General features: G+C 39.5%; 17 protein-coding genes and 5 tRNA genes. 17 read left to right on the forward strand and 5 right to left on the reverse strand.

Translation table 11 applies throughout. The features are described 5' to 3' along the window. From H5183_RS20360 to purF, 7 genes are all read left to right on the forward strand, one after another. On the forward strand, positions 1-731 hold a 731-nt coding region (locus H5183_RS20360; protein WP_310736596.1), incomplete at its 5' end, for a FimV/HubP family polar landmark protein. Between the two features lie 178 nt (positions 732-909). Further along, complete coding sequence (gene truA / locus H5183_RS20365; protein WP_149980769.1) at positions 910-1,704, forward strand: tRNA pseudouridine(38-40) synthase TruA; 795 nt, start codon at positions 910-912, stop codon at positions 1,702-1,704. A gap of 160 nt (positions 1,705-1,864) precedes the next feature. Continuing rightward, positions 1,865-2,740, forward strand: a complete 876-nt coding sequence (gene accD / locus H5183_RS20370) for an acetyl-CoA carboxylase, carboxyltransferase subunit beta (RefSeq protein ID WP_145241496.1) — start codon at positions 1,865-1,867, stop codon at positions 2,738-2,740. A 25-nt stretch (positions 2,741-2,765) separates the two neighbouring features. Beyond that, a complete protein-coding gene (gene folC / locus H5183_RS20375) occupies positions 2,766-4,031 on the forward strand; it encodes a bifunctional tetrahydrofolate synthase/dihydrofolate synthase (protein ID WP_182732572.1) in 1,266 nt (421 codons plus the stop codon). Between the two features lie 11 nt (positions 4,032-4,042). Beyond that, a complete protein-coding gene (locus tag H5183_RS20380) occupies positions 4,043-4,681 on the forward strand; it encodes an SPOR domain-containing protein (RefSeq protein WP_182732573.1) in 639 nt (212 codons plus the stop codon). 61 nt (positions 4,682-4,742) lie between these two features. After that, positions 4,743-5,237, forward strand: coding sequence for a CvpA family protein (locus H5183_RS20385; protein ID WP_054206292.1), 495 nt, complete (start codon positions 4,743-4,745; stop codon positions 5,235-5,237). A gap of 18 nt (positions 5,238-5,255) precedes the next feature. After that, positions 5,256-6,782: an amidophosphoribosyltransferase gene (gene purF, locus H5183_RS20390; RefSeq protein WP_145241490.1), complete on the forward strand. Its 1,527-nt coding sequence runs from the start codon at positions 5,256-5,258 to the stop codon at positions 6,780-6,782. Between the two features lie 114 nt (positions 6,783-6,896). Here purF and H5183_RS20395 read toward each other — a convergent pair whose 3' ends face one another. Continuing rightward, on the reverse strand, positions 6,897-7,496 hold the full coding sequence (locus H5183_RS20395) for a Yip1 family protein (RefSeq protein ID WP_145241488.1): 600 nt from the start codon (positions 7,494-7,496) through the stop codon (positions 6,897-6,899). 251 nt (positions 7,497-7,747) lie between these two features. Here H5183_RS20395 and miaE point away from each other — a divergent pair, with 251 nt between their 5' ends. From miaE to H5183_RS20410, 3 genes are all read left to right on the forward strand, one after another. Continuing rightward, positions 7,748-8,518, forward strand: a complete 771-nt coding sequence (gene miaE / locus H5183_RS20400) for a tRNA isopentenyl-2-thiomethyl-A-37 hydroxylase MiaE (RefSeq protein WP_182732574.1) — start codon at positions 7,748-7,750, stop codon at positions 8,516-8,518. A gap of 199 nt (positions 8,519-8,717) precedes the next feature. After that, the gene (locus tag H5183_RS20405) at positions 8,718-10,943 is read left to right on the forward strand and encodes an EAL domain-containing protein (RefSeq protein ID WP_182732575.1); all 2,226 of its coding nucleotides are present in this window, start codon (positions 8,718-8,720) and stop codon (positions 10,941-10,943) included. Then, positions 10,936-12,858 carry a sensor histidine kinase gene (locus H5183_RS20410; protein ID WP_182732576.1) on the forward strand — a complete coding sequence of 641 codons (1,923 nt, stop codon included), beginning with the start codon at positions 10,936-10,938 and terminating at the stop codon, positions 12,856-12,858. Before H5183_RS20405 ends, H5183_RS20410 begins: the two co-directional genes overlap by 8 nt. A 92-nt stretch (positions 12,859-12,950) precedes the next feature. Here the strand turns inward: H5183_RS20410 and H5183_RS20415 are convergent, their stop codons facing one another. From H5183_RS20415 to H5183_RS20425, 3 genes are all read right to left on the reverse strand, one after another. Further along, entirely contained in the window at positions 12,951-13,730 is a 780-nt protein-coding gene (locus H5183_RS20415; RefSeq protein WP_182732577.1) for an ABC transporter substrate-binding protein, read from the reverse strand. A gap of 48 nt (positions 13,731-13,778) precedes the next feature. Beyond that, positions 13,779-14,522 carry a UDP-2,3-diacylglucosamine diphosphatase gene (locus H5183_RS20420; protein WP_182732578.1) on the reverse strand — a complete coding sequence of 248 codons (744 nt, stop codon included), beginning with the start codon at positions 14,520-14,522 and terminating at the stop codon, positions 13,779-13,781. Positions 14,523-14,611: 89 nt separating this feature from the next. After that, positions 14,612-15,103 (reverse strand): peptidylprolyl isomerase, encoded by a 492-nt coding sequence (locus H5183_RS20425; protein WP_145241476.1) that lies wholly within the window; start codon positions 15,101-15,103, stop codon positions 14,612-14,614. Between the two features lie 150 nt (positions 15,104-15,253). Between H5183_RS20425 and cysS the strand changes: the two genes are divergently transcribed. Beyond that, on the forward strand, positions 15,254-16,633 hold the full coding sequence (gene cysS, locus H5183_RS20430) for a cysteine--tRNA ligase (protein WP_145241474.1): 1,380 nt from the start codon (positions 15,254-15,256) through the stop codon (positions 16,631-16,633). Positions 16,634-16,831: 198 nt separating this feature from the next. Next, complete coding sequence (locus tag H5183_RS20435) at positions 16,832-17,722, forward strand: DMT family transporter (RefSeq protein ID WP_182732579.1); 891 nt, start codon at positions 16,832-16,834, stop codon at positions 17,720-17,722. 66 nt (positions 17,723-17,788) lie between these two features. On the opposite strand, the gene folD is transcribed toward H5183_RS20435, so the two are convergent. Continuing rightward, on the reverse strand, positions 17,789-18,643 hold the full coding sequence (folD, locus tag H5183_RS20440; RefSeq protein ID WP_145241470.1) for a bifunctional methylenetetrahydrofolate dehydrogenase/methenyltetrahydrofolate cyclohydrolase FolD: 855 nt from the start codon (positions 18,641-18,643) through the stop codon (positions 17,789-17,791). A gap of 348 nt (positions 18,644-18,991) precedes the next feature. Between folD and H5183_RS20445 the strand changes: the two genes are divergently transcribed. The 5 genes from H5183_RS20445 (at position 18,992) to H5183_RS20465 (ending at position 19,613) form a co-directional block, all read left to right on the forward strand. Then, positions 18,992-19,068: transfer RNA gene (locus H5183_RS20445), tRNA-Pro, on the forward strand. 130 nt (positions 19,069-19,198) lie between these two features. Beyond that, positions 19,199-19,275, forward strand: a tRNA-Arg gene (locus tag H5183_RS20450). 23 nt (positions 19,276-19,298) lie between these two features. Then, positions 19,299-19,374 (forward strand) — tRNA-His (locus H5183_RS20455). Between the two features lie 15 nt (positions 19,375-19,389). Beyond that, positions 19,390-19,466 (forward strand) — tRNA-Pro (locus H5183_RS20460). A 70-nt stretch (positions 19,467-19,536) separates the two neighbouring features. After that, a tRNA-Pro gene (locus H5183_RS20465) sits at positions 19,537-19,613 on the forward strand. The last annotated feature ends 82 nt before the right edge of the window (positions 19,614-19,695 follow it).

Here is a 19,695-nt window from a genome sequence, read left to right on the forward strand (position 1 = left end):
TTGCTGAAGAAGAGCTAATTGCTGAAGACGAGCCAGTTGTTGAAGACGAACTAGTTGCTGAAAACGAGCCAGTTGTTGAAGACGAACTAGTTGCTGAAGATGAACTTACAGATGCGTTAGAAGATGAATATCGTAGTGATTTCGCGACTGAACTTGAAGATCCACTGGAACAATCGTTGTCAGATGATCAGCTTGATGATGATTTTATGGCTGATCTCACCCAAACAGATTTTGATGCATTGCTTAGTGAGTTGGCTGAACCTGAGTCTTTAGAAATAGATGATAGCAGCGAGTTTGAAGTTGATTTCAATGCGTTACTTAGTGAAGATCTTGCTACACTTGAAGAGCTTTCAGTACCTGATGATATGCCGTCGGCTGAGCAATTAAGTGAAGACGTGAATGCATCAACAAATGAGGACATCGTTGCGGATGAATTCGTCGATATTGATGCTTTGATTGAACAAAGTGATGATACAAGCTTAGATTATGAACCTTATGATGATGTAAATATGGATGTCGGATTAAGTGAGTTTGATGCCTTACTTGCTGGAGATAACCCAACTGATGTTGATGCTGAAAGTGGCGGTTATTCTGCAAAACTTGATTTAGCACGTGCTTATATTGAAATAGGGGATATGGATGCAGCCCTTGACGCTATTGACGAAGTGATAGCAAATGGTCCCGAAGAAGTACAAGAAGAAGCACAAAGCTTAAAAGCAAAATTACTGTAAGTTGTTTCTGCATTTATAGTTAAAACGGGGAGTAAATTTAGTTTACTCCCCGTTTTTTTAGCAATAGAAAAAAGGTCGCTTGGCTACTGTGCGCTTAATTTGTATAGAGTCACTTTTATTGCAGCGTCAGATAGCATAAAATGCCCCGTTCATTAGCACAGTAGGTAAAGCAGTAATTATGCGAGTAGCACTTGGAGTTGAGTACAACGGCGCCCGTTATAGTGGTTGGCAACGTCAATCGCATGTAAATAGCGTACAACAAGAAGTAGAAACCGCGCTTTCGCGTATTTGTAATCATCCAGTTGAAATAGTCTGTGCTGGACGCACTGATGCCGGCGTGCATGGCACTGGGCAAGTGGTGCATTTTGATACCGATGCTGAACGCGATATGGTTGCATTTACTATGGGTATGAATACCTTGCTACCGAAAGATATTGCTATTCGCTATGCAAAACCGGTGAGTGATGATTTTCATGCACGTTTTAGTGCTACTGCTCGTCGTTATCGTTATGTTATTTACAATAACGCCTTTCGAGGAGCAATATTAAATGAAGGCGTTACGCATTTTCATCACCCACTTGATGAAACTAAAATGCAAGAAGCATGTCAATATCTATTAGGTGAGCATGATTTTACGTCATTCAGAGCTTTGCATTGTCAAGCGAATACTGCTACACGTACTATTCATCACTTGTCGGTTGAGCGTCAAGGCAGTTATGTGATTATTGATATTAAGGCTAATGCATTTTTACACCACATGGTGCGTAACATTACCGGTTGCTTAACCGATATTGGTATTCATAAGCAGCAACCTGTGTGGCTAAAAGAGTTACTTGATTTAAAAGAGCGAGCCAAAGCCAGTGCGACGGCAAAGGCGGCAGGTTTATACTTAGTTGATGTTGACTATCCGGCGCGGTTTGAAATTCCGTCGACACCACTTGGCCCTTTATTCTTAACGGATGTGAAGGGTTAATTGGTGATAAATTAAACATAACCTTGCAGGCATTTCACTACTAAGACCAGTTTTTTATACCGCCTGTGTGGAATTCATGTTTTAATTGAAAAAATTTGTCTGTCAATAATGATTTGGCAGGAACGCAGCAAAGCACAGAATAGTATTAAGAGAGTTGCAAATGAGTTGGTTAGAAAAAATCCTACCTAAAACAACAAAGTCTTCGGCTCGTAAAGAGATCCCTGAAGGTGTTTGGGCAAAGTGTACAGATTGTGATTCGATTTTATATAAAGCTGAATTAGAAAAATCACTCAATGTATGTCCTAAATGCAATCACCACATGCGTGTGAGTGGCCGTAAACGCCTTGAGCACTTTTTGGATGATGGCGACCGCCAAGAACTTGGCACACAGCACGAACCAAAAGATATTTTAAAGTTTAAAGACTCGAAAAAATATTCAGATCGTATCGCCGCCGCACAAAAATCAAGTGGCGAAAAAGACGCATTAGTCGCGATGAAGGGACGCTTAAAAGGCATTCCAGTGGCCGCCGTCGCATTTGAATTCTCATTTATGGGTGGGTCAATGGCATCGGTTGTTGGCGCACGTTTTGTGGATGCTGTTGATCAGTGTTTAGAGCATAACATGCCGCTAATTTGCTTCTCAGCTTCAGGTGGCGCACGTATGCAAGAGGCACTAATGTCGCTTATGCAAATGGCTAAAACCAGTGCTGCACTTGCTAAGATGAGCGAACAAGGCTTACCGTTTATCTCAGTAATGACTGACCCAACTATGGGCGGTGTATCAGCATCATTAGCTATGCTAGGTGATATCAACGTGGCGGAGCCAAAAGCATTAATCGGCTTTGCGGGTCCTCGTGTAATTGAACAAACTGTGCGCGAAACCTTACCTGAAGGCTTCCAACGAAGTGAATTTCTACTCGAGCATGGTGCCATCGATATGATTATTGATCGCCGTGAAATGCGTGACACACTTGCCCGCATACTAGCTAAATTTATGAACTTGCCTTCTACGGAACAAGAGCATAGAGTAGCGTAAATTTCAGCTTTACTGATCACACGCTATGACAAAAAATCTTCCTAGCCAATCATCAAGCCTTGATGATTGGCTTTGTTATTTAGAAAGTGTTCACCCAGCAAATATTGCCATGGGTTTAGAACGCGTTGCCAAAGTTGCCAATACAATTGGTTTACTAGATAGCCCAAGTAAAATTATTCTAATAGCCGGCACCAATGGCAAAGGCACCACTGCCCGATGTTTAGAATCACTGCTGCTGGCCCAAGGTTATTCGGTTGGTACCTATGCATCTCCTCATTTAATTCATTATAACGAACGAGTGCGTATTAATGGCGCTGAGCTTGATGATCAATTTCATGTTGATGCGTTTGATTTGCTCGAGCAAGGCCGCGGTGACACGCCACTGACTTATTTTGAGTATGGCACCTTAGGCGCACTGGCTATTTTTAAACGCCATAGCGTTGATTATGTGCTGTTAGAAGTGGGTTTAGGTGGGCGTTTCGATGCTACCAATATTGTTACTCCATTTGCCAGTGTGATCACCACCATAGATCTAGATCATAAAGAGTACCTTGGTGATACGCGAGAGCTTGTGGGTTATGATAAAGCAGGGATCTTCCGTACTGGCACACCTGCCATTGTCGGCGATTTAAATATACCGCTCACAGTCACCGACTACGGTCATGAAATTAACGCGGTGATGCATTTATCTGGGCGAGACTTTATATTTAAAGAGCATGCGCAAAGTTTTAGTTGGCAATATCAAGCCCATCACTTTGAGTTTGCTAAACCATCAATCCCATGCCAAAACGCGGCAACGGCACTAACCACATTAGCCGTGTTAGATTTATTACCTAGTGAGGCATTGATCCGTGATTGTTTAGCTAATTTAGTTGTTGAAGGGCGTTTTCAGCAACTAAGCAGCAAACCTATGGTCTATACTGATGTGGCACATAATGCTGAATCTGCACGCTATTTAGCTAAAAAGTTAGCTAACCTGCAAGATCAAGGCTTTAAAGTTCATGCGTTAGTCGCTATGCTGGCTGATAAAGACAAAGTCGCTGTATTAAATGAAGTTAGCCCGGTAGTTGATGCGTGGTGTTTAGCCGGACTTAATTGCTTTCGTGGCGATAAAGTAGAGAATTTAGCTAAATCCATGGATAATGTGCATACAAGCGCGCCAATTGAAAAATATCAAACAGTTGCAGACGCACTTGATGGTGTGTTGCCACAGCTTGATGAGAAGACGGTGTTAATCATATTTGGCTCCTTCTTAACTGTTGCAGCTGCTATCAATTATTGGAAAAAATAGAGAGGAATCAGGTGAACTCAGGCTTTATAAATCGTTTGGTCGGCACAACTATTGTGGTGATTGCAGCTATCGTGTTTATTCCTAATATTCTTGATGGCGAAAAAGTACATTACAAAGAAGGCTTTAAAGCCATTCCGGAACGTCCTGAGTTCACAACTATTGACTTGCAAGATTCAATAGATGATCAAGTGGCTAACGCACAACAGCCAAACGAAGAGCCTGAGGAAGATATATTGCCAGATGATGACCTACTCTCAAGTTCCTCTGATGCGGTTGAAGAGACGACGCCAGTAGCGAAAAAAATGGTTGAAGCATCGACTGAGCAAACTACTGTAGCAACGACTACAGCACAACCTGTTGAAAAAAAGTCTGAGCCATCACGTAAGCCTGAAGAAAATTTATCGAAAATGGCATATGTAATTCAGTTGGGGAGCTTTTCGCATAGTGCGAATGTAAAATCGCTACAAGCTAAACTAAGTGACAAAGGGTTTAAAACCTTTACCCGTCCAGTTAAAACACCAAATGGTACTTTAACCAAAGTTTTTGTGGGTCCGTCGCTTGATAAAGCCCAGCTTGAGAGCAAACTCCCTGAATTAAAAGCACTTACTAAACTTAACGGAAAAGTTACCCAATTTGAAGTAGCAAAATGATCTGGCATTTAGTGCTGACCTCTTATAGAATGCGCCCCAAATTAACGACTAGTTGGTTCATATGATCTGGGTTGATTACGCCATCTTTGGCATTATTGCACTGTCTACTATTATCGGTTTAATTCGTGGCTTTATAAAAGAAGCAATGTCTTTGGCTGTGTGGGCTGGCGCATTTATCATATCTAGCTTGTTTTACCAATATTTAGCATCATTCCTAACAAGTATTTCTGAACCCCTTTTAAGAAATGCAGCGGCCATTGCCATATTATTCTTTGCGACGTTATTGTTAGGCGGATTGTTAAACTACCTTCTAGGTGAACTTGTACAACGTACTGGTTTGTCTGGCACAGACCGTGTCTTCGGCATTGTCTTTGGTGCACTTCGTGGCGTGTTGGTCGTGAGCGCGTTACTCTTCTTTCTTGATGCTTTTACTGGTGCACCCAATACGCACTGGTGGGGTAACTCTATTTTGATCCCAGAATTTGGCTTTGTTGTTGAGTGGTTTTTTTCATACCTCGAAAATAACTCTAGCTTTTTAAATTCGGTCAACCGTTAATCGGCGAGGAAAAATTTCATGTGTGGTATCGTTGGAATAGTCGGAACATCTCCTGTAAATCAGGCGATTTATGATGGCTTAACTGTTTTGCAACACCGTGGCCAAGATGCCGCGGGCATCATTACCATTGAAAACAACACCTTTAGTTTACGCAAAGCAAATGGCTTAGTGAAAGATGTATTTCACACCCGTCATATGAAGCGTTTACAAGGCACTATTGGTATCGGCCATGTACGCTATCCGACAGCAGGTTCTTCTAGCTCGTCTGAAGCGCAGCCGTTCTATGTTAACTCACCGTTCGGTATTGCTTTAGCACACAACGGTAACTTAACCAATGCAGAGCAGCTTAAAGAGCAATTGTTCTGTGAAGCACGTCGCCACGTTAACACAACCTCAGATTCTGAAATTTTACTTAACATCATGGCTCATGAATTAAGTAAACCAAATAAACTACATCTTGACCCTGAAGATATTTTTAACGGTATCACCGAAGTTATAAATAAAGTTCAAGGCGGTTATGCCACCATCGCTATGGTAATTGGCCATGGTATTATCGCGTTTCGTGACCCAAATGGTATTCGTCCATTAGTGTTTGGTAAACGTGAAACTGCAAATGGCACCGAGTATATGTTTGCCTCTGAAAGCGTTGCGTTAAAAACTGATGGTTTTGAATTTGTGCGTGATGTCGCTCCTGGTGAAGCGATATATGTTACTGAAGGCGGTGAGTTTTACTCACAAACATGCGCAGATAAAGTATCTTACTCGCCATGTATCTTTGAATTTGTTTACTTTGCACGTCCAGACTCAAATATCGATCGCATGTCTGTTTACGCTACACGTGTAAATATGGGCACTAAGCTTGGCGAAAAAATTGCTCGCGAATGGGCTGATAAAGATATTGATGTTGTTATTCCAATCCCAGAAACATCATGTGATGTGGCATTGGAAATCGCCCGCGTACTTAATCTGCCATATCGCCAAGGGTTTGTTAAAAACCGTTACATTGGCCGTACGTTTATCATGCCTGGTCAGGAAATGCGTAAAAAGTCAGTACGTCAAAAGCTCAATGCAATTGACCGTGAGTTTAAAGGTAAAAACGTATTACTAGTTGATGACTCGATTGTACGTGGCACTACTTCAGCACAAATTGTTGAAATGGCGCGTGAGTCTGGTGCTAAAAACGTTTACTTTGCTTCTGCTGCACCTGAAATTCGCTTTCCGAACGTGTATGGTATTGATATGCCATCTGCGGCTGAGTTGATTGCCCATGGACGTGAAGTTGAAGATATCAATGCAAGCATTGGCTCTGATGGTTTGATTTTCCAATCGTTACCTGATTTGATTGCTGCCGTAGCGCAGGAAAACCCAGAAATTACACGATTTGAAACATCAGTATTTGATGGCCAATATATTACCGGCGGTATCGATCAGAATTATTTGAATCGTATTGAACAGCTGCGTAATGATTCGGCAAAAAGTAGTCGTGAAAGTGCCATGTCTTCTGGTTTAGAGTTACATAATCAAGAAGAAAACGGCTCAGATTAATCTCTGCCTAGCGAAATAAAAAAGGAGCTAAATTTAGCTCCTTTTTTGCGAAGGAAAGAAAATAATAACACTACTTTATACTACATTTTACAGCTTCTAACGTTGAACTAGGTATCATGTAAAGGTTGGACTTACGATACCGTTGGTCCACAATATGGCGGTGACAGCTAAAATAATCACCAGTAAAATTAGTCCGCAAGTTACCACAGAGCTTGCGTAAATAAAGCCACGCTCTTGCGGTATATGCATCAAAATGGGCACACCGGTATACAGTAAGTAGACCGAATAGCCTAAAGCGACCAAACCCACACATACAACAAACCATAGCTCTGGCCAAAATGCCGCTAGTGCAGACATAAATACTGGTGTTGAAGTATACGCTGCAAGTTCTAAGGTTTGGGTAAAGGTTGGTTCTGCACCAAAAGTAACAGCCATCCAATGTGCTAAATAAGCCAGCGCAAACACACCCACAATTAAAGCGCCATACATAGCTGCAGCAATCAGTATTGCACTATCGTGGGTTAAAAATACCGGATTACCAGCCCCGATACTCCAGCCTAAATAAACCGATGAGTAATAACCCATTGCAGATGGAAACAACGCTATCAGTAATATATGTGATAGGCTATATGTTAAGCTCTCGTGGCGGTTATCTATTGTTTGCCACTCTTCGAGTGGATGGGCATATATGCCCCAAAGATGGTTTAGTATCATAATTGTGTGCCCCATGAAAAGGAATTAGTTCGCTGTTTTATTTTTATACAGCTTGTATTAAGTTATGGTTCAGTAATGGGGTCTTGTCAAGAAACACCAATGAGAGACGAAAGCAAAAAAATCAGCGGGGATATATTTAACTAGAGTTCGGGTTATTTAATTAATCAAACCCCCAGCTTTGTTTTATTATCAGTCATTTTTCATGATAAAATCATTTTCTTAATGATAGATACTAATGAGCAACTCCCTTCGTGCCACATAGCAAACTTTTAGAACCGATTAAGCAATTTTTACGTTGTGAAACCCCTTTAGGGTGGATTGATGAAGCCACTAAAAAAGAAAACCTAGCGGTTATTTTAATTGATCATCTCATCTGTGAGCTTAAAGCCGCGCAATCTGCGATGTTTTTAATTCGTAAATATGCTGTGGATAAACAAAGCAGCGATGCCTTGCTTGAGTGGCTAAAGCCGTTTGAAACGCTGATATACAAACGTGAAGGGAATTGGCGCGATCTTGCGGCTAAAAACAAACTGACTAAAGCAGTGATCCCAAAATCTGATTCAGCTTATGGGCAAGATTTGGTTGATAAAATGGTGATGTTGATCAAAGAAGAGCTGCACCACTTTTATCAAGTATTAGAGATCATGGATGAGTACGGTATTGAGTATCAAAGTATTACGCCGTGTCGTTATGCTAAGGGTATGCTAAGACATGTAAAAACCTTTGAGCCAGATGCACTGGTCGATAAGCTCATAGTCGGTGCTTACATCGAAGCTCGTTCGTGCGAGCGTTTTGCTGCGCTTGCACCCCATGTAGATAAGCGTTTAGGTGATTTTTATATTTCGTTATTGCGCTCTGAGGCACGCCATTACCAAGACTATTTAACTCTTGCCCAAGAAATTGCTGGTTTTGATATTACCGAGCGGGTTAAAGAGTTTGGTGAAATTGAAGCGCAGTTAATTACATCTTGTGATGACGATTTTAAGTTTCACAGTGGTACGCCGGTAAATAAAAGCGCTTAACCAACACCAACATGTGCTGCAGCTTTTCAAATCATGCTGTAGCACATACTTTATTATCAAAAGTTTTTTTAAATTAGACACATCAAAAACTCTCACCTAATATTTAAAGCAAGTTAAATTTTTATTTATCAGTTATTTTATTGCTTTGCAATGCATTGTAAATGAAAGGCCATTGCTATTATTATTTTGGTGGGTATATATGGATGAGAATGAGGGATTATTTGTATTTTCTGCTGAGGAAGAGTTAGTAAATACCGACCTTAAAGTATGGAAAATTCTAACCGTTGAGGATGATCTCGATTATCAACACGCATTAGTTAATAGCTTAAAAGCATTAAAGGCCAAAGAAGGCTACAAATATGAGCTATTATTAGCCAACTCTGTGCCTGAAGCTGCGCTTGCTTTAAGCATGCACCCTGATATAGCACTTGCTTTTATCGATGTTGTTATGGAAGAGGATGACTCAGGACTGCGTTTGATTAATACCATCAGAGAAGTAATTGGTAACGCAGAAATGCGTATCGTTTTACTAACAGGGCAGCCCGGTTTCGCCCCTGAAACTGATGTGATGAAAATGCTCGATATTGATGAGTACTGGAATAAGTCTGATATTTCTGCGCAAAAGCTTGAATCAATCGTTAATAGTAATATGCGCACTTGGCAATATATTTCGCAAATAAAAGCCGCTAAACAAGGCTTACAATTAGTGCTTGATGCCTCAAGAAGTATAAATAGTAAGCATGACATGAGATCATATTCTGCAGCCGTATTGCAAGAGATCAGCAATATTTTAAAAATTTCTGATGGTGGAGGCATACTTTGCTCAAGCAATATAGATAATTGTTCTGATGCCGTTATTCTTACCACAAACGGTTGTTTTAGTGGCGTGAAAGGGCAAAAGGTCGACGGTGAATTATTGGCCGATATGTACCAAGATTTTCAGTTAGCAATTAAAGAAAAACGTCATGTTTTTTCAAGTCAGCATAGTATCTTTTTCTTCGCAGCAACGATGAATGATGCTGCTCACTACATTACAATTGTAAAGTCAGATAACCCCATTAGCGAAGAAAACGAATATTTATTAAAGGTTTTTAGTGAAAATGTAAGCAGTGGATTTACTAACATTTCATTATTAAATAGGTTAACCGAGCTTGCTTATACCGATGTTTCATTAAACTTACAGAATAGAAATTGGTTAACGCGCGAAATTAAAAATATGAATTTGCATGAGCAATCAAAAATGCGCTTGATTGTGTTTGATATTTATCAGTTTGACGAAAAAGCATTTACCTTTGGTTACGATTTTTGTAAAAAAATAATAAAACTGGTACATAAAAGTATTGTCGATGTGTTTTCAATCTATGACCCCAGAATTGCGATTATTAGTAATAGTAGCTTTGGCATGCTCATTAATGTTGATTTTGATATTAAAGATGATATTGCGCGCTTTCATAATAAACAAAAGTACGAAATTGAAAATGTTAAGCAATTTATTGACGTAAGAGTGTTGGAGTTAAAGCTAAGCTGCGCATCAAATATTACTCCCGAAAAAGTAATTAGCCTAGCAGAGTCGAGTTTAAATTACATGCAAGTAACTCAAGCGAAGTTTATTTTGCATACCGATGAGAAAACAGTCGCAATAACAAGGCGCTATGAGTTAATGGCGCGCTTGAGAACGGCTATTAGTACCAAAGAACTACGTGTCGCTTTACAGCCAAAAATGTGTCTGAAAACATTAAAACCAATTGGTTTTGAAGCGCTAGCTAGATGGCAGTTAGCTGATGGCAGCTTTGTAAATCCTGAAGAGTTTATAGAACTTGCTGAAACAGCTGGTTTAATTAATGAGCTCGATAATGTTATTTTTGAAAAAATACTACAAACCATTAATCAACTTAAAAAATGTGGCATAAATTTACCTATTGCGTTTAACGCATCATCTTATGACTTGATCGAACCTTCTTACTTTGAGTCTATCAAAAGTCGGATTGAGGAATATAAAGTATCTCCCTCGATGCTGGAACTTGAAGTGACAGAAACGCAAGCGATCAGTAATTACAACTTTATTAAAGAGGCTTTATCACGATTTATGGCATTGGGTATTAAAGTGAGTATTGATGACTTTGGTACGGGTTATTCATCATTAGCACACATTAATGAAATACCGTCGAATGCGATAAAAATTGATCGCTACTTTGTCAGCAACCTTGAGCATAATATAAATAATCAATACATGATAAAAATGATCATCAGTCTCGCAAAGCAATTTGATTTTAAAGTTATTGCTGAGGGTGTTGAAAACGAATTTGAGGTGCAATGGTTAAAACAAGCAGGTTGTGAAATGGCCCAAGGTTACTTTTTTGCAAAACCATTATTTTATGATGATTTACTGATTTGGTTAACACAGTTTGATAATGTAAATGACTAAAAAAAACAACTTATTTTACAGCGATAAAAAAGCCGTACTTATAAAGTTGCTGTTTATTTTATTTGTTGCGATGTTAATTGGTTGGCTGGTGTATGAGCAGGTTTATCAGTCAAAGGTAACCATAATAAAAGAGCGCCAAGATGAAAAACTAGTGCTTGTGAGTACTGATTTATCTAAAGAGCTAAGCAGTATTAAAAAACTTACTCAGCTGTTAGCAAATGGCCAAGTATTAAAAAGTAATACAGATTTAAATACATTGAGCGCTCAAAAAAGCGACAAACTCATAAATGACTATTTTTTAAATTTTGCTTCTGTATCAACCAATATCTCGCAAATTCGTTGGCTTGAACGCAGTGGTAAAGAACGTTATAGAATTAATTTCAGCAATAAAAAAAGCGAAATTGTTGAGGTATCACAATTACAAAATAAGCAAAATCGTTATTACTTTAAAGAAGGGATGTTAGTTGCACCACCGAATACATTTATTTCAGAAATTGATTTAAATGTTGAACGCGGAAAAGTTGTTATCCCGCATGAGCCAACAATTAGAGTCACTTACAGAACGCCAGCTGATGATTATTTAATAGATGGCTTGTTAGTAGTGAATTTTAATCTGAATTATTTATTTAGTAATATTCGACAATATGATGAAAAAAACACCCAAGTAAATATTCTAAATCATGATGGTTATTGGTTGTATAACAAGGATCCCGCATTACAGTTTGGGTTTATGTATAATCAAGTTAATAACTCGCTAGCAAATAACTCTCCAGCGCTTTGGCAACATATCATTGAACATGACGTACAAAGCACCTCACGTATTTTTCATGACAGTTTATATACTTTCAGGCGGTTCTCTATTGTTTCATTACGTGAAGCAACACACAGAACCGCAGACTCCGATAAAGAGATTATTATACTTATCGGTAGCCCTAAAGAGCTGCTGTATAATGCAAAAATGACTGCTTTTCAATATGCTGCACTGTGTAGTATTGTTTTATGTATTGTTGGTTTTGGTTTTAGTTACCGTGAATATTTATTCCAACAGCAGTTAATTACTTTATCGTATAAATTACAGCGTGAAAAAATAGAGTTAGATAGTGTCAACAAACAACTCGATTTAACTATAAGGCAGCAGCAGCAATTACAAGCAAGCTTACTCGAAGCACAAAAATTATCGTCATTGGGATTGTTGGTAGCGGGGGTTGCTCATGAGATGAATACACCCATCGGTGGTGCTATTATCTCTGTGTCTAATGCGGATGTGGCTATTAATAAGTTGAATGAGGCGATGAAAGCAGGATTAACTAAATCGCAATTAGATAAAAGTACACAGAGCATTGAGGAAAATTTAGGGTTAGCTAAAGTTAATTTAAACAAGGCTGCGGTATTAGTTAAAAGTTTTAAAAAAATGGCCATAGATCGTCATAATGATGATGTCATCACATGTAATATAAGAAAAATAACCGAAGATTTACTGATCACCCTCAATTCAAGATTAAAAAACTCAAACATAAAAGTGAAAACCTTAGTTGAAACTGAGCAAGATATAAAAAGCCGACCAGGAATTATTTCCCAAGTGCTAGAAAACCTGATAATGAATGCATTAACCCACGGGTTTGCCAAAAATCAAGTCGGTGAAATTGAAATAAAAATAGAACAAGCGGCTAGTCAATCCATTAAATTAACCATTTCAGATAGTGGTGTTGGGATTAAAGAGGATTCTCAACAGTTCATATTTGAGCCTTTTTATACCTCGGCTCGTGGTATTGGCAATACTGGGCTTGGCTTATATATGGTGCACCAATGGGTTACACAAATTTTGCAGGGGGAAATTAAACTACAGTCCAATCCACACTCTGTAGAGCGGTTTAAAACTCAGTTTATTATTATTATACCCAATATCATAAAGTAAAAGCTGGGTTAATGGTGAACTCAGATACCGACTCTAAATTTTAGCGCGGCGAATTCGTTGCTTAGAGTGATAGTTATATAAGTATTTGTTTTTTAACGTTTTAAAAATTGTAGGTATTGCTCAGTCTTAGCCTCTGAAAAGCCATGGCGTAGGAGAACTTGTGCGGCCTCACCATTATTTACAATGGTGTTGAAACCGTTTTCTAATTGTATTAATTGTTGCTTACTTTGCGTAGCAGATTTGGAAAAAATAATATATAGGTAGTGGGATGCTAAATGAGGAGGGATGTATACGATTGACTGTCCTGTTTGTAATTGTGGATGATTGTTTAACCAGTACTCACCGACTTCTTTGGTGCCTGCTACTAAGTCAACGCGGCCAAGCTGTAACACGCGTAAGCTGCTGATCAAGTCATTAGTCGCTGTAATGGCTAAGTTGTGTTCACTACTAAAATCCTCGCTAACTATATAGTTACTACCTTTACTTATACTGTATGGCTGTAACGACGTTAAACTGCCATCGTAGTTTATTTTGCTACTTTTTCGTTTAAATAATCCAGTAAATGAATTTGCTAATGGTCGTGAATAGTGGAATATTTTTTCTCGCTCGGCGCTATAATAAGCCCCTAAAAGAGCTGTTCGCTTATTTTTTTCAAGTAATCTTAGCGCACGAGCCCAAGTTGTAAACTCAATGCTAGCTTCAATATCTTGGCTTGCTAATGCGGTAACAACAATGTCAGCTAACCAACCCTGTTGTGGCAGTTGCTCTGAAAAATACGGGGGAAAAGGCTCGGTAACAAAAAGCCATTTATCTTGGCTGTATGTATGGCTTGCGTAAGGTAAACAAATAAGTATGAAAAATAATTTAAGCATTACGATCAGTATTAAAAAACGAGCAATATCGTAAGCGTAGACAATATTTTATATTTGTGCGAATGGTTCACTCACTAGTTCTTGTGTCTGTGCGGTAACAACTAAATAAGAGCCTTGAGTATACCAATCACCCAGCACTGTGCGAGTGAGTGTTTGCTTATCTACTTCATAATGATGCACATTAGGGCGATGGGTATGGCCATGGATCATATGTTTTACTTGGTGTTTTGCAAATGTTGCTAGTACCGCTTGTTCAGTAACATCTAATATTTCAAGCGCTTTACCGGTTTGATTTTGCTTTGATTTTTCTCTGGCATTTTGCGCAACTTTACGACGATACCACAGTGGCATAGCAAGCATGAATCTTGGCCACCACCAACTGCGGCCTTTTTTACGAAACTTTTGATATTCAATATCTTGTGTGCACATTTCATCGCCATGCAAAATGACAGTGGGAGTGCCATATAAGTCAATTACCAGCTGTTCGGGTAATAAAGTCATTCCTGCTTGTTTGGCGTATTTATCGCGCATAATGAAATCACGATTGCCATGCACAAAATATACTGGGGTGCCGTTATCACTCACTACTTTTAAATGCTTTGCAACTTCAGTTGAGAGTGCAGTTACATAGTCATCACCAACCCATACTTCAAAAAAGTCACCGAGTATATATAGCGCGTCTACATCCTTATTAATAATATGCGTATCTAAAAACTGATAAAAAGCTGCACTGATATCTGGGCGATTTTCACTTAAATGGAGGTCGGCAATAAAGTAGGTTTGGCGAGTCATAGGTAAGTCTTTTAAAAATAAATAAAGCGGGCATATACGTATAGCATAGATACCCGCTAAAACGCCACGTTACGTGGGTAAGCGTACTATTAGTTTACAGTTACGCTTGTGATGATAACGTCATCAAGAGGTACGTCTTGATGAAAGCCTGTGCTACCTGTAGCAACGGCTTTAATTTTTTCTACTACGTCCATGCCTTCAACAACTTCAGCAAATACACAGTAACCCCAGCCTTGAGACGTTTCGCTGCTGAAGTTTAAGAAGTCATTGTTATTCACGTTAATGAAAAACTGTGCTGTTGCTGAATGTGGATCAGGAGTACGTGCCATAGCAAGTGTACCAATCTTATTAGAAAGGCCATTGTTTGCTTCATTTTGAATAGGATCATGCACTTCTTTTTGTGTCATACCTGGTTCAAAACCACCGCCTTGTACCATGAAACCATCAATTACACGGTGAAAAATAGTGCCGTCGTAAAAGCCTGCGTTAGCATACTGTAAAAAGTTTTTAACTGTGTTTGGCGCATCTTCTTTGAGCATGTTAATGGTGATATCACCAAAATTTGTGTGTAGAACAACCATGTGGTTTCCTATTAGCTGATTTATTTGCCGCTATTTTATCTTAGTTAGCTAAGATTAACAAAGTGCTTATTCAATTGATAAAGCGCTAGAGCAGGGGCTTTTCAAGTGTTAACATAGCGATTCAAGTAAATAGTCAAGGACTTAAAATAAATGGTAAATATATACAACACACTCACGCGTCAAAAAGAGCAATTTAAACCTATGGTCGACGGCAAGATCGACATGTATGTGTGTGGTATCACCATTTATGATTATTGTCACATTGGTCATGCCCGCACATTTGTTAGCTTTGACGTGATCGTACGTTATCTTCGTCACATTGGTTATGATTTAAAGTATGTGCGCAATATCACCGATGTTGATGACAAAATCATTAAGCGTGCGAATGAAAATGGCGAAGCGATTAATGACTTAACTGTGCGTATGACAAAAGCAATGCATGAAGATTTTGATAGTCTAAACATGTTGCGTCCAGACATTGAACCTACAGTCACAGGTCATATGGACGAAATTATCGAAATGGTTGAACGACTAGTTACTAAAGGCCACGCCTATGTTGCAGCCGACGGCGATGTTTTATTTGACGTCTCAACGTTTGAGCAATACGGTGCATTGTCACAGCAAGATTTAACTATGCTACAAGCCGGTTCGCGTGTTGAAGTAGCACAAGATAAAGATGATCCACTTGATTTTGTGTTATGGAAAAAAGCCAAAACGGGTGAACCATCATGGATATCACCGTGGGGCGAAGGTCGTCCAGGTTGGCATATTGAATGTTCGGCAATGAGCTCAAAGCATTTAGGTGAGCATTTTGATATTCATGGCGGTGGTTCAGACTTACAGTTTCCACACCATGAAAATGAGATTGCGCAATCATGCTGTGCAAATAACGGCAAGTACGTCAATACCTGGATCCATACGGGTATGGTACAAGTAAATAAAGAGAAGATGTCAAAATCATTAGACAACTTCTTTACTGTTCGTGATGTACTTAAAGAATATGATGCTGAATCGGTTCGTTATTTTTTAATTTCTGGTCATTACCGCAGCCAGTTAAATTACTCGCAAGAGAACTTAGATCAAGCACGTTCGTCGCTTGAGCGTATTTATACGGCACTTCGTGGTGTTGAGCCTATCAGTTGTGATTTAGCAACAAATGAACATGTGGCTAAATTTAGAAAAGCAATGGATGACGACTTTAATACACCAGAAGCATTACCGGTGTTATTTGAATTAGCCAAAGAGCTAAACCGTGTAAAAGACGTTGATGCTGAGCAAGCGGGTAAGTTAGCATTTGTACTGCGCAGTCTTGGGGAAGTGTTAGGGGTTGCTCAACAAGCACCAGAGGCATTTTTACAAGGTGGCCAAGCAGATGACGAAGTTGCCCAAATAGAAGCGTTAATAGTTAAGCGTAATGAAGCGCGCGCGAGTAAAGATTGGGCTGCGGCTGATGAAGCGCGTGATGCTTTAAATGCACTTGGGGTGATACTGGAAGACTCTGCAGGTAAAACTACATGGCGTAAAGCGTAATTAATTACCTTACTAGTGCCAGTCAAATAGGCATTGCTAAATAAGACATATTTTAGTAAGTATTATTTTAGTAAGTATTTTATTAGTAAGTATTACAAAGGGTTGCCAATTTGGCAGCCTTTTTATTTTTTCTAGCTTGACCTCAACTTAACCTTAGGTTTTACCTTTGCGTTTCTTAGTTATTTTGAAAGGAATGAAATGAATATTTTTCTTGCCATGATCCCTGCTTTTTTATGGGGCACCACCTATGCGGTCACTAAATATGCCACCCCAGATTGGCCGCCAATATTACTTGGCGCGTTGCGAGCATTACCTGCGGGTTTACTGTTATTTGTGCTTAAACCATCATGGCCTAAAGCAAAACAGTGGCGCGGTTTAGTATTATTAGCTGTGGTTAATATTGCCCTTTTTTTTAGTTTTATTTTTATTATGGCGGTTAATTTACCAGCGGCAATTGCCGGTGTTGGTATGGTCTCTGTGCCTGTGGTTGCGTTGATTTATGCGTGGGTTTTTAAAAAGCAGCGTCCAGCGTTTTTGCAATCGGTGTGCGCACTTATATTAGTGATTTTGGCTTGGCGATTATTTGATCCCCAGCATGTCACGATTAATGCCTTAGGAGTATTCGCTTTAATTGGTGCGTTGTTAACAATTGTTGTTGGTAGTACTTTAGTGCAAAAAATGTCTACCCATACTCATTGGTGGACGGTATTAACATGGCAGCTGATCATTGGCGGATCATTGTTATCATTAGTAGCAATGACTCAAGCTATTTACTTTGATCCACAACAATATCAAGTACTTGCTAATGGTGTCAGTTCAATACAGTGGCTTGCATTATTTTGGTTAATTGTGCCAAATACAGCGCTTGCGTATATCTTGTATGTTTGGTTACTTGGCCGCATGACGGTGGTTGAGTTTACTTTCGGTACGATTGCTAATCCGATCGCAGGTATTATTTGCGCCGTTGTATTACTAAGTGAGCACTATCAAGTTTGGCAATATACGATAATGGTTTTAATGATTTTCTTCTCTGTGCTGCCGCAATTGTTAAAGCTAACACGGCGCCAGCGCTCAGCTAAAATAGTCTAACAAATAACAACAAAGGGTTGCTAAACAGCAACCCTTGTTAATTCTTGATGCGACGTTAGAGGCTAATTAGCTATGGTATTTTTCACAGGCTTCAAGGGTATTTTCAATCAAGCTTGCTACTGTCATTGGGCCAACGCCGCCAGGTACTGGCGTGATGAAATGTGCTTTTTGTTCAGCGATATCATACTGTACGTCACCGACTAATTTGCCGCTATCTAAACGATTAATGCCTACATCGATCACAATTGCACCTTCTTTAACCCAATCCCCAGGAATAAACTCAGGTTTACCAACTGCAACAACTAACAGATCAGCACGGCGTACATGAGTTTCTAAATCTTGCGTAAATTTATGACACACAGTGGTTGTACAACCAGCAAGTAATAGTTCCAATGCCATAGGACGACCAACAATATTTGAAGCGCCAACAACAACTGCATGCATGCCTTTGTATTTTACACCGGTCGAATCAAGCAGTGTAATAATACCTTTTGGCGTACAAGGGCGAAGAGCAGGCATACGCTGTGCTAAACGGCCAATGTTATAAGGATGAAAGCCGTCAACATCTTTGAGTGGAGTGATATGTTCAAGGATTCTTTCAACATCAAGACCAGCGGGAAGAGGAAGTTGTACTAAAATACCATCAACTTGTGCATCGTTATTGAGCTCATCAATTAAATCTAATAATGCTTGCTCGTTTGTATCTGCTGGTAAATCAAATGATTTAGAAATAAAGCCAACTTCTTCACAGGCTTTACGTTTTGAACCTACATAAACTTGGCTTGCAGGATCTTGCCCTACAAGTACAACTGCAAGTCCAGGTGCTCGCAAACCGTTTGCAACACGTTCACTTACTCTTTGTGCTACTGCACTGCGTACTTGTTTAGCTATTGCCTTACCATCGATGATGTTTGCCGTCATGGGTGACCTTTAATTGGGGTTAGTTAACTTAATACCGATACTTTAAAAACGAATGCATACAGAAATAGGGGTAATATAATGCTAATAAAGAACACGTTCTTTATTATTCGTTTTTAATATGCTTACTATTTTCGCAGAAAAGCGCTAATGCGCCAAGTTGCTTTTCTGATATACCCGCTAATTATATAAAACAGTTGAAATTTTAGCTGATCCTCACAATATTTAACCATTATGAACTAAAAATGACCGATTGATTTATTTTCTTAAAAAAAGGTTTGACCTGACACGGTCAAATCACTATTATGCACCCCGTTGTCAACGAGGTCACTCGCTAACAATAGTAAGCATCGGCGATTAGCGCAGTTTGGTAGCGCACTTGGTTTGGGTCCAAGGGGTCGCAGGTTCAAATCCTGCATCGCCGACCACTTTCTCAATTATAAAGAATGGTAATGATTGGTTTGGGTATGTCCCATGCAGTCACAGGTTAAATGCTGAAAAGCAGACCACTTTCTATTATAATAGATTGGCTTATTGGTAAACTATGAAGTTTTCGATGCGCCCATAGCTCAGCTGGATAGAGCAACGCCCTTCTAAGGCGTCGGTCGAAGGTTCGAATCCTTCTGGGTGCACCATTTGAAAACATGTAAATATAGCGGTGGTTGTAGCTCAGTTGGTAGAGCCCCGGATTGTGATTCCGGTTGTCGTGGGTTCGAGCCCCATCAGTCACCCCATTTACAAAAGAATATCGGCGATTAGCGCAGTTTGGTAGCGCACTTGGTTTGGGTCCAAGGGGTCGCAGGTTCAAATCCTGCATCGCCGACCACTTTCTCAAAAAGTGGTCTCAAATACACAGTTTGAGTGTTCAATGAAAACGAGGTTTAATACTTCAATATCGGCGATTAGCGCAGTTTGGTAGCGCACTTGGTTTGGGTCCAAGGGGTCGCAGGTTCAAATCCTGCATCGCCGACCACTTTCTTAATATCTATAAAAATTCTAAAAATTATTTATTAACTTAAAATTTCATTTATTCTCTTCCTGATAGCTGATAGCTG

Source organism: Pseudoalteromonas sp. SR44-8, assembly GCF_014163635.1.
Lineage (GTDB): Bacteria > Pseudomonadota > Gammaproteobacteria > Enterobacterales > Alteromonadaceae > Pseudoalteromonas > Pseudoalteromonas rhizosphaerae.

Coding starts and splice junctions, on each gene's coding strand:
- truA (WP_149980769.1), top strand. CDS start 910: ATGCGAGTAGCACTTGGAGTTGAGTACAACGGCGCCCGTTATAGTGGT.
- accD (WP_145241496.1), top strand. CDS start 1,865: ATGAGTTGGTTAGAAAAAATCCTACCTAAAACAACAAAGTCTTCGGCT.
- folC (WP_182732572.1), top strand. CDS start 2,766: ATGACAAAAAATCTTCCTAGCCAATCATCAAGCCTTGATGATTGGCTT.
- H5183_RS20385 (WP_054206292.1), top strand. CDS start 4,743: ATGATCTGGGTTGATTACGCCATCTTTGGCATTATTGCACTGTCTACT.
- purF (WP_145241490.1), top strand. CDS start 5,256: ATGTGTGGTATCGTTGGAATAGTCGGAACATCTCCTGTAAATCAGGCG.
- H5183_RS20395 (WP_145241488.1), bottom strand. CDS start 7,496: ATGATACTAAACCATCTTTGGGGCATATATGCCCATCCACTCGAAGAG.
- H5183_RS20405 (WP_182732575.1), top strand. CDS start 8,718: ATGGATGAGAATGAGGGATTATTTGTATTTTCTGCTGAGGAAGAGTTA.
- H5183_RS20410 (WP_182732576.1), top strand. CDS start 10,936: ATGACTAAAAAAAACAACTTATTTTACAGCGATAAAAAAGCCGTACTT.
- H5183_RS20415 (WP_182732577.1), bottom strand. CDS start 13,730: ATGCTTAAATTATTTTTCATACTTATTTGTTTACCTTACGCAAGCCAT.
- H5183_RS20420 (WP_182732578.1), bottom strand. CDS start 14,522: ATGACTCGCCAAACCTACTTTATTGCCGACCTCCATTTAAGTGAAAAT.
- H5183_RS20425 (WP_145241476.1), bottom strand. CDS start 15,103: ATGGTTGTTCTACACACAAATTTTGGTGATATCACCATTAACATGCTC.
- cysS (WP_145241474.1), top strand. CDS start 15,254: ATGGTAAATATATACAACACACTCACGCGTCAAAAAGAGCAATTTAAA.
- H5183_RS20435 (WP_182732579.1), top strand. CDS start 16,832: ATGAATATTTTTCTTGCCATGATCCCTGCTTTTTTATGGGGCACCACC.
- folD (WP_145241470.1), bottom strand. CDS start 18,643: ATGACGGCAAACATCATCGATGGTAAGGCAATAGCTAAACAAGTACGC.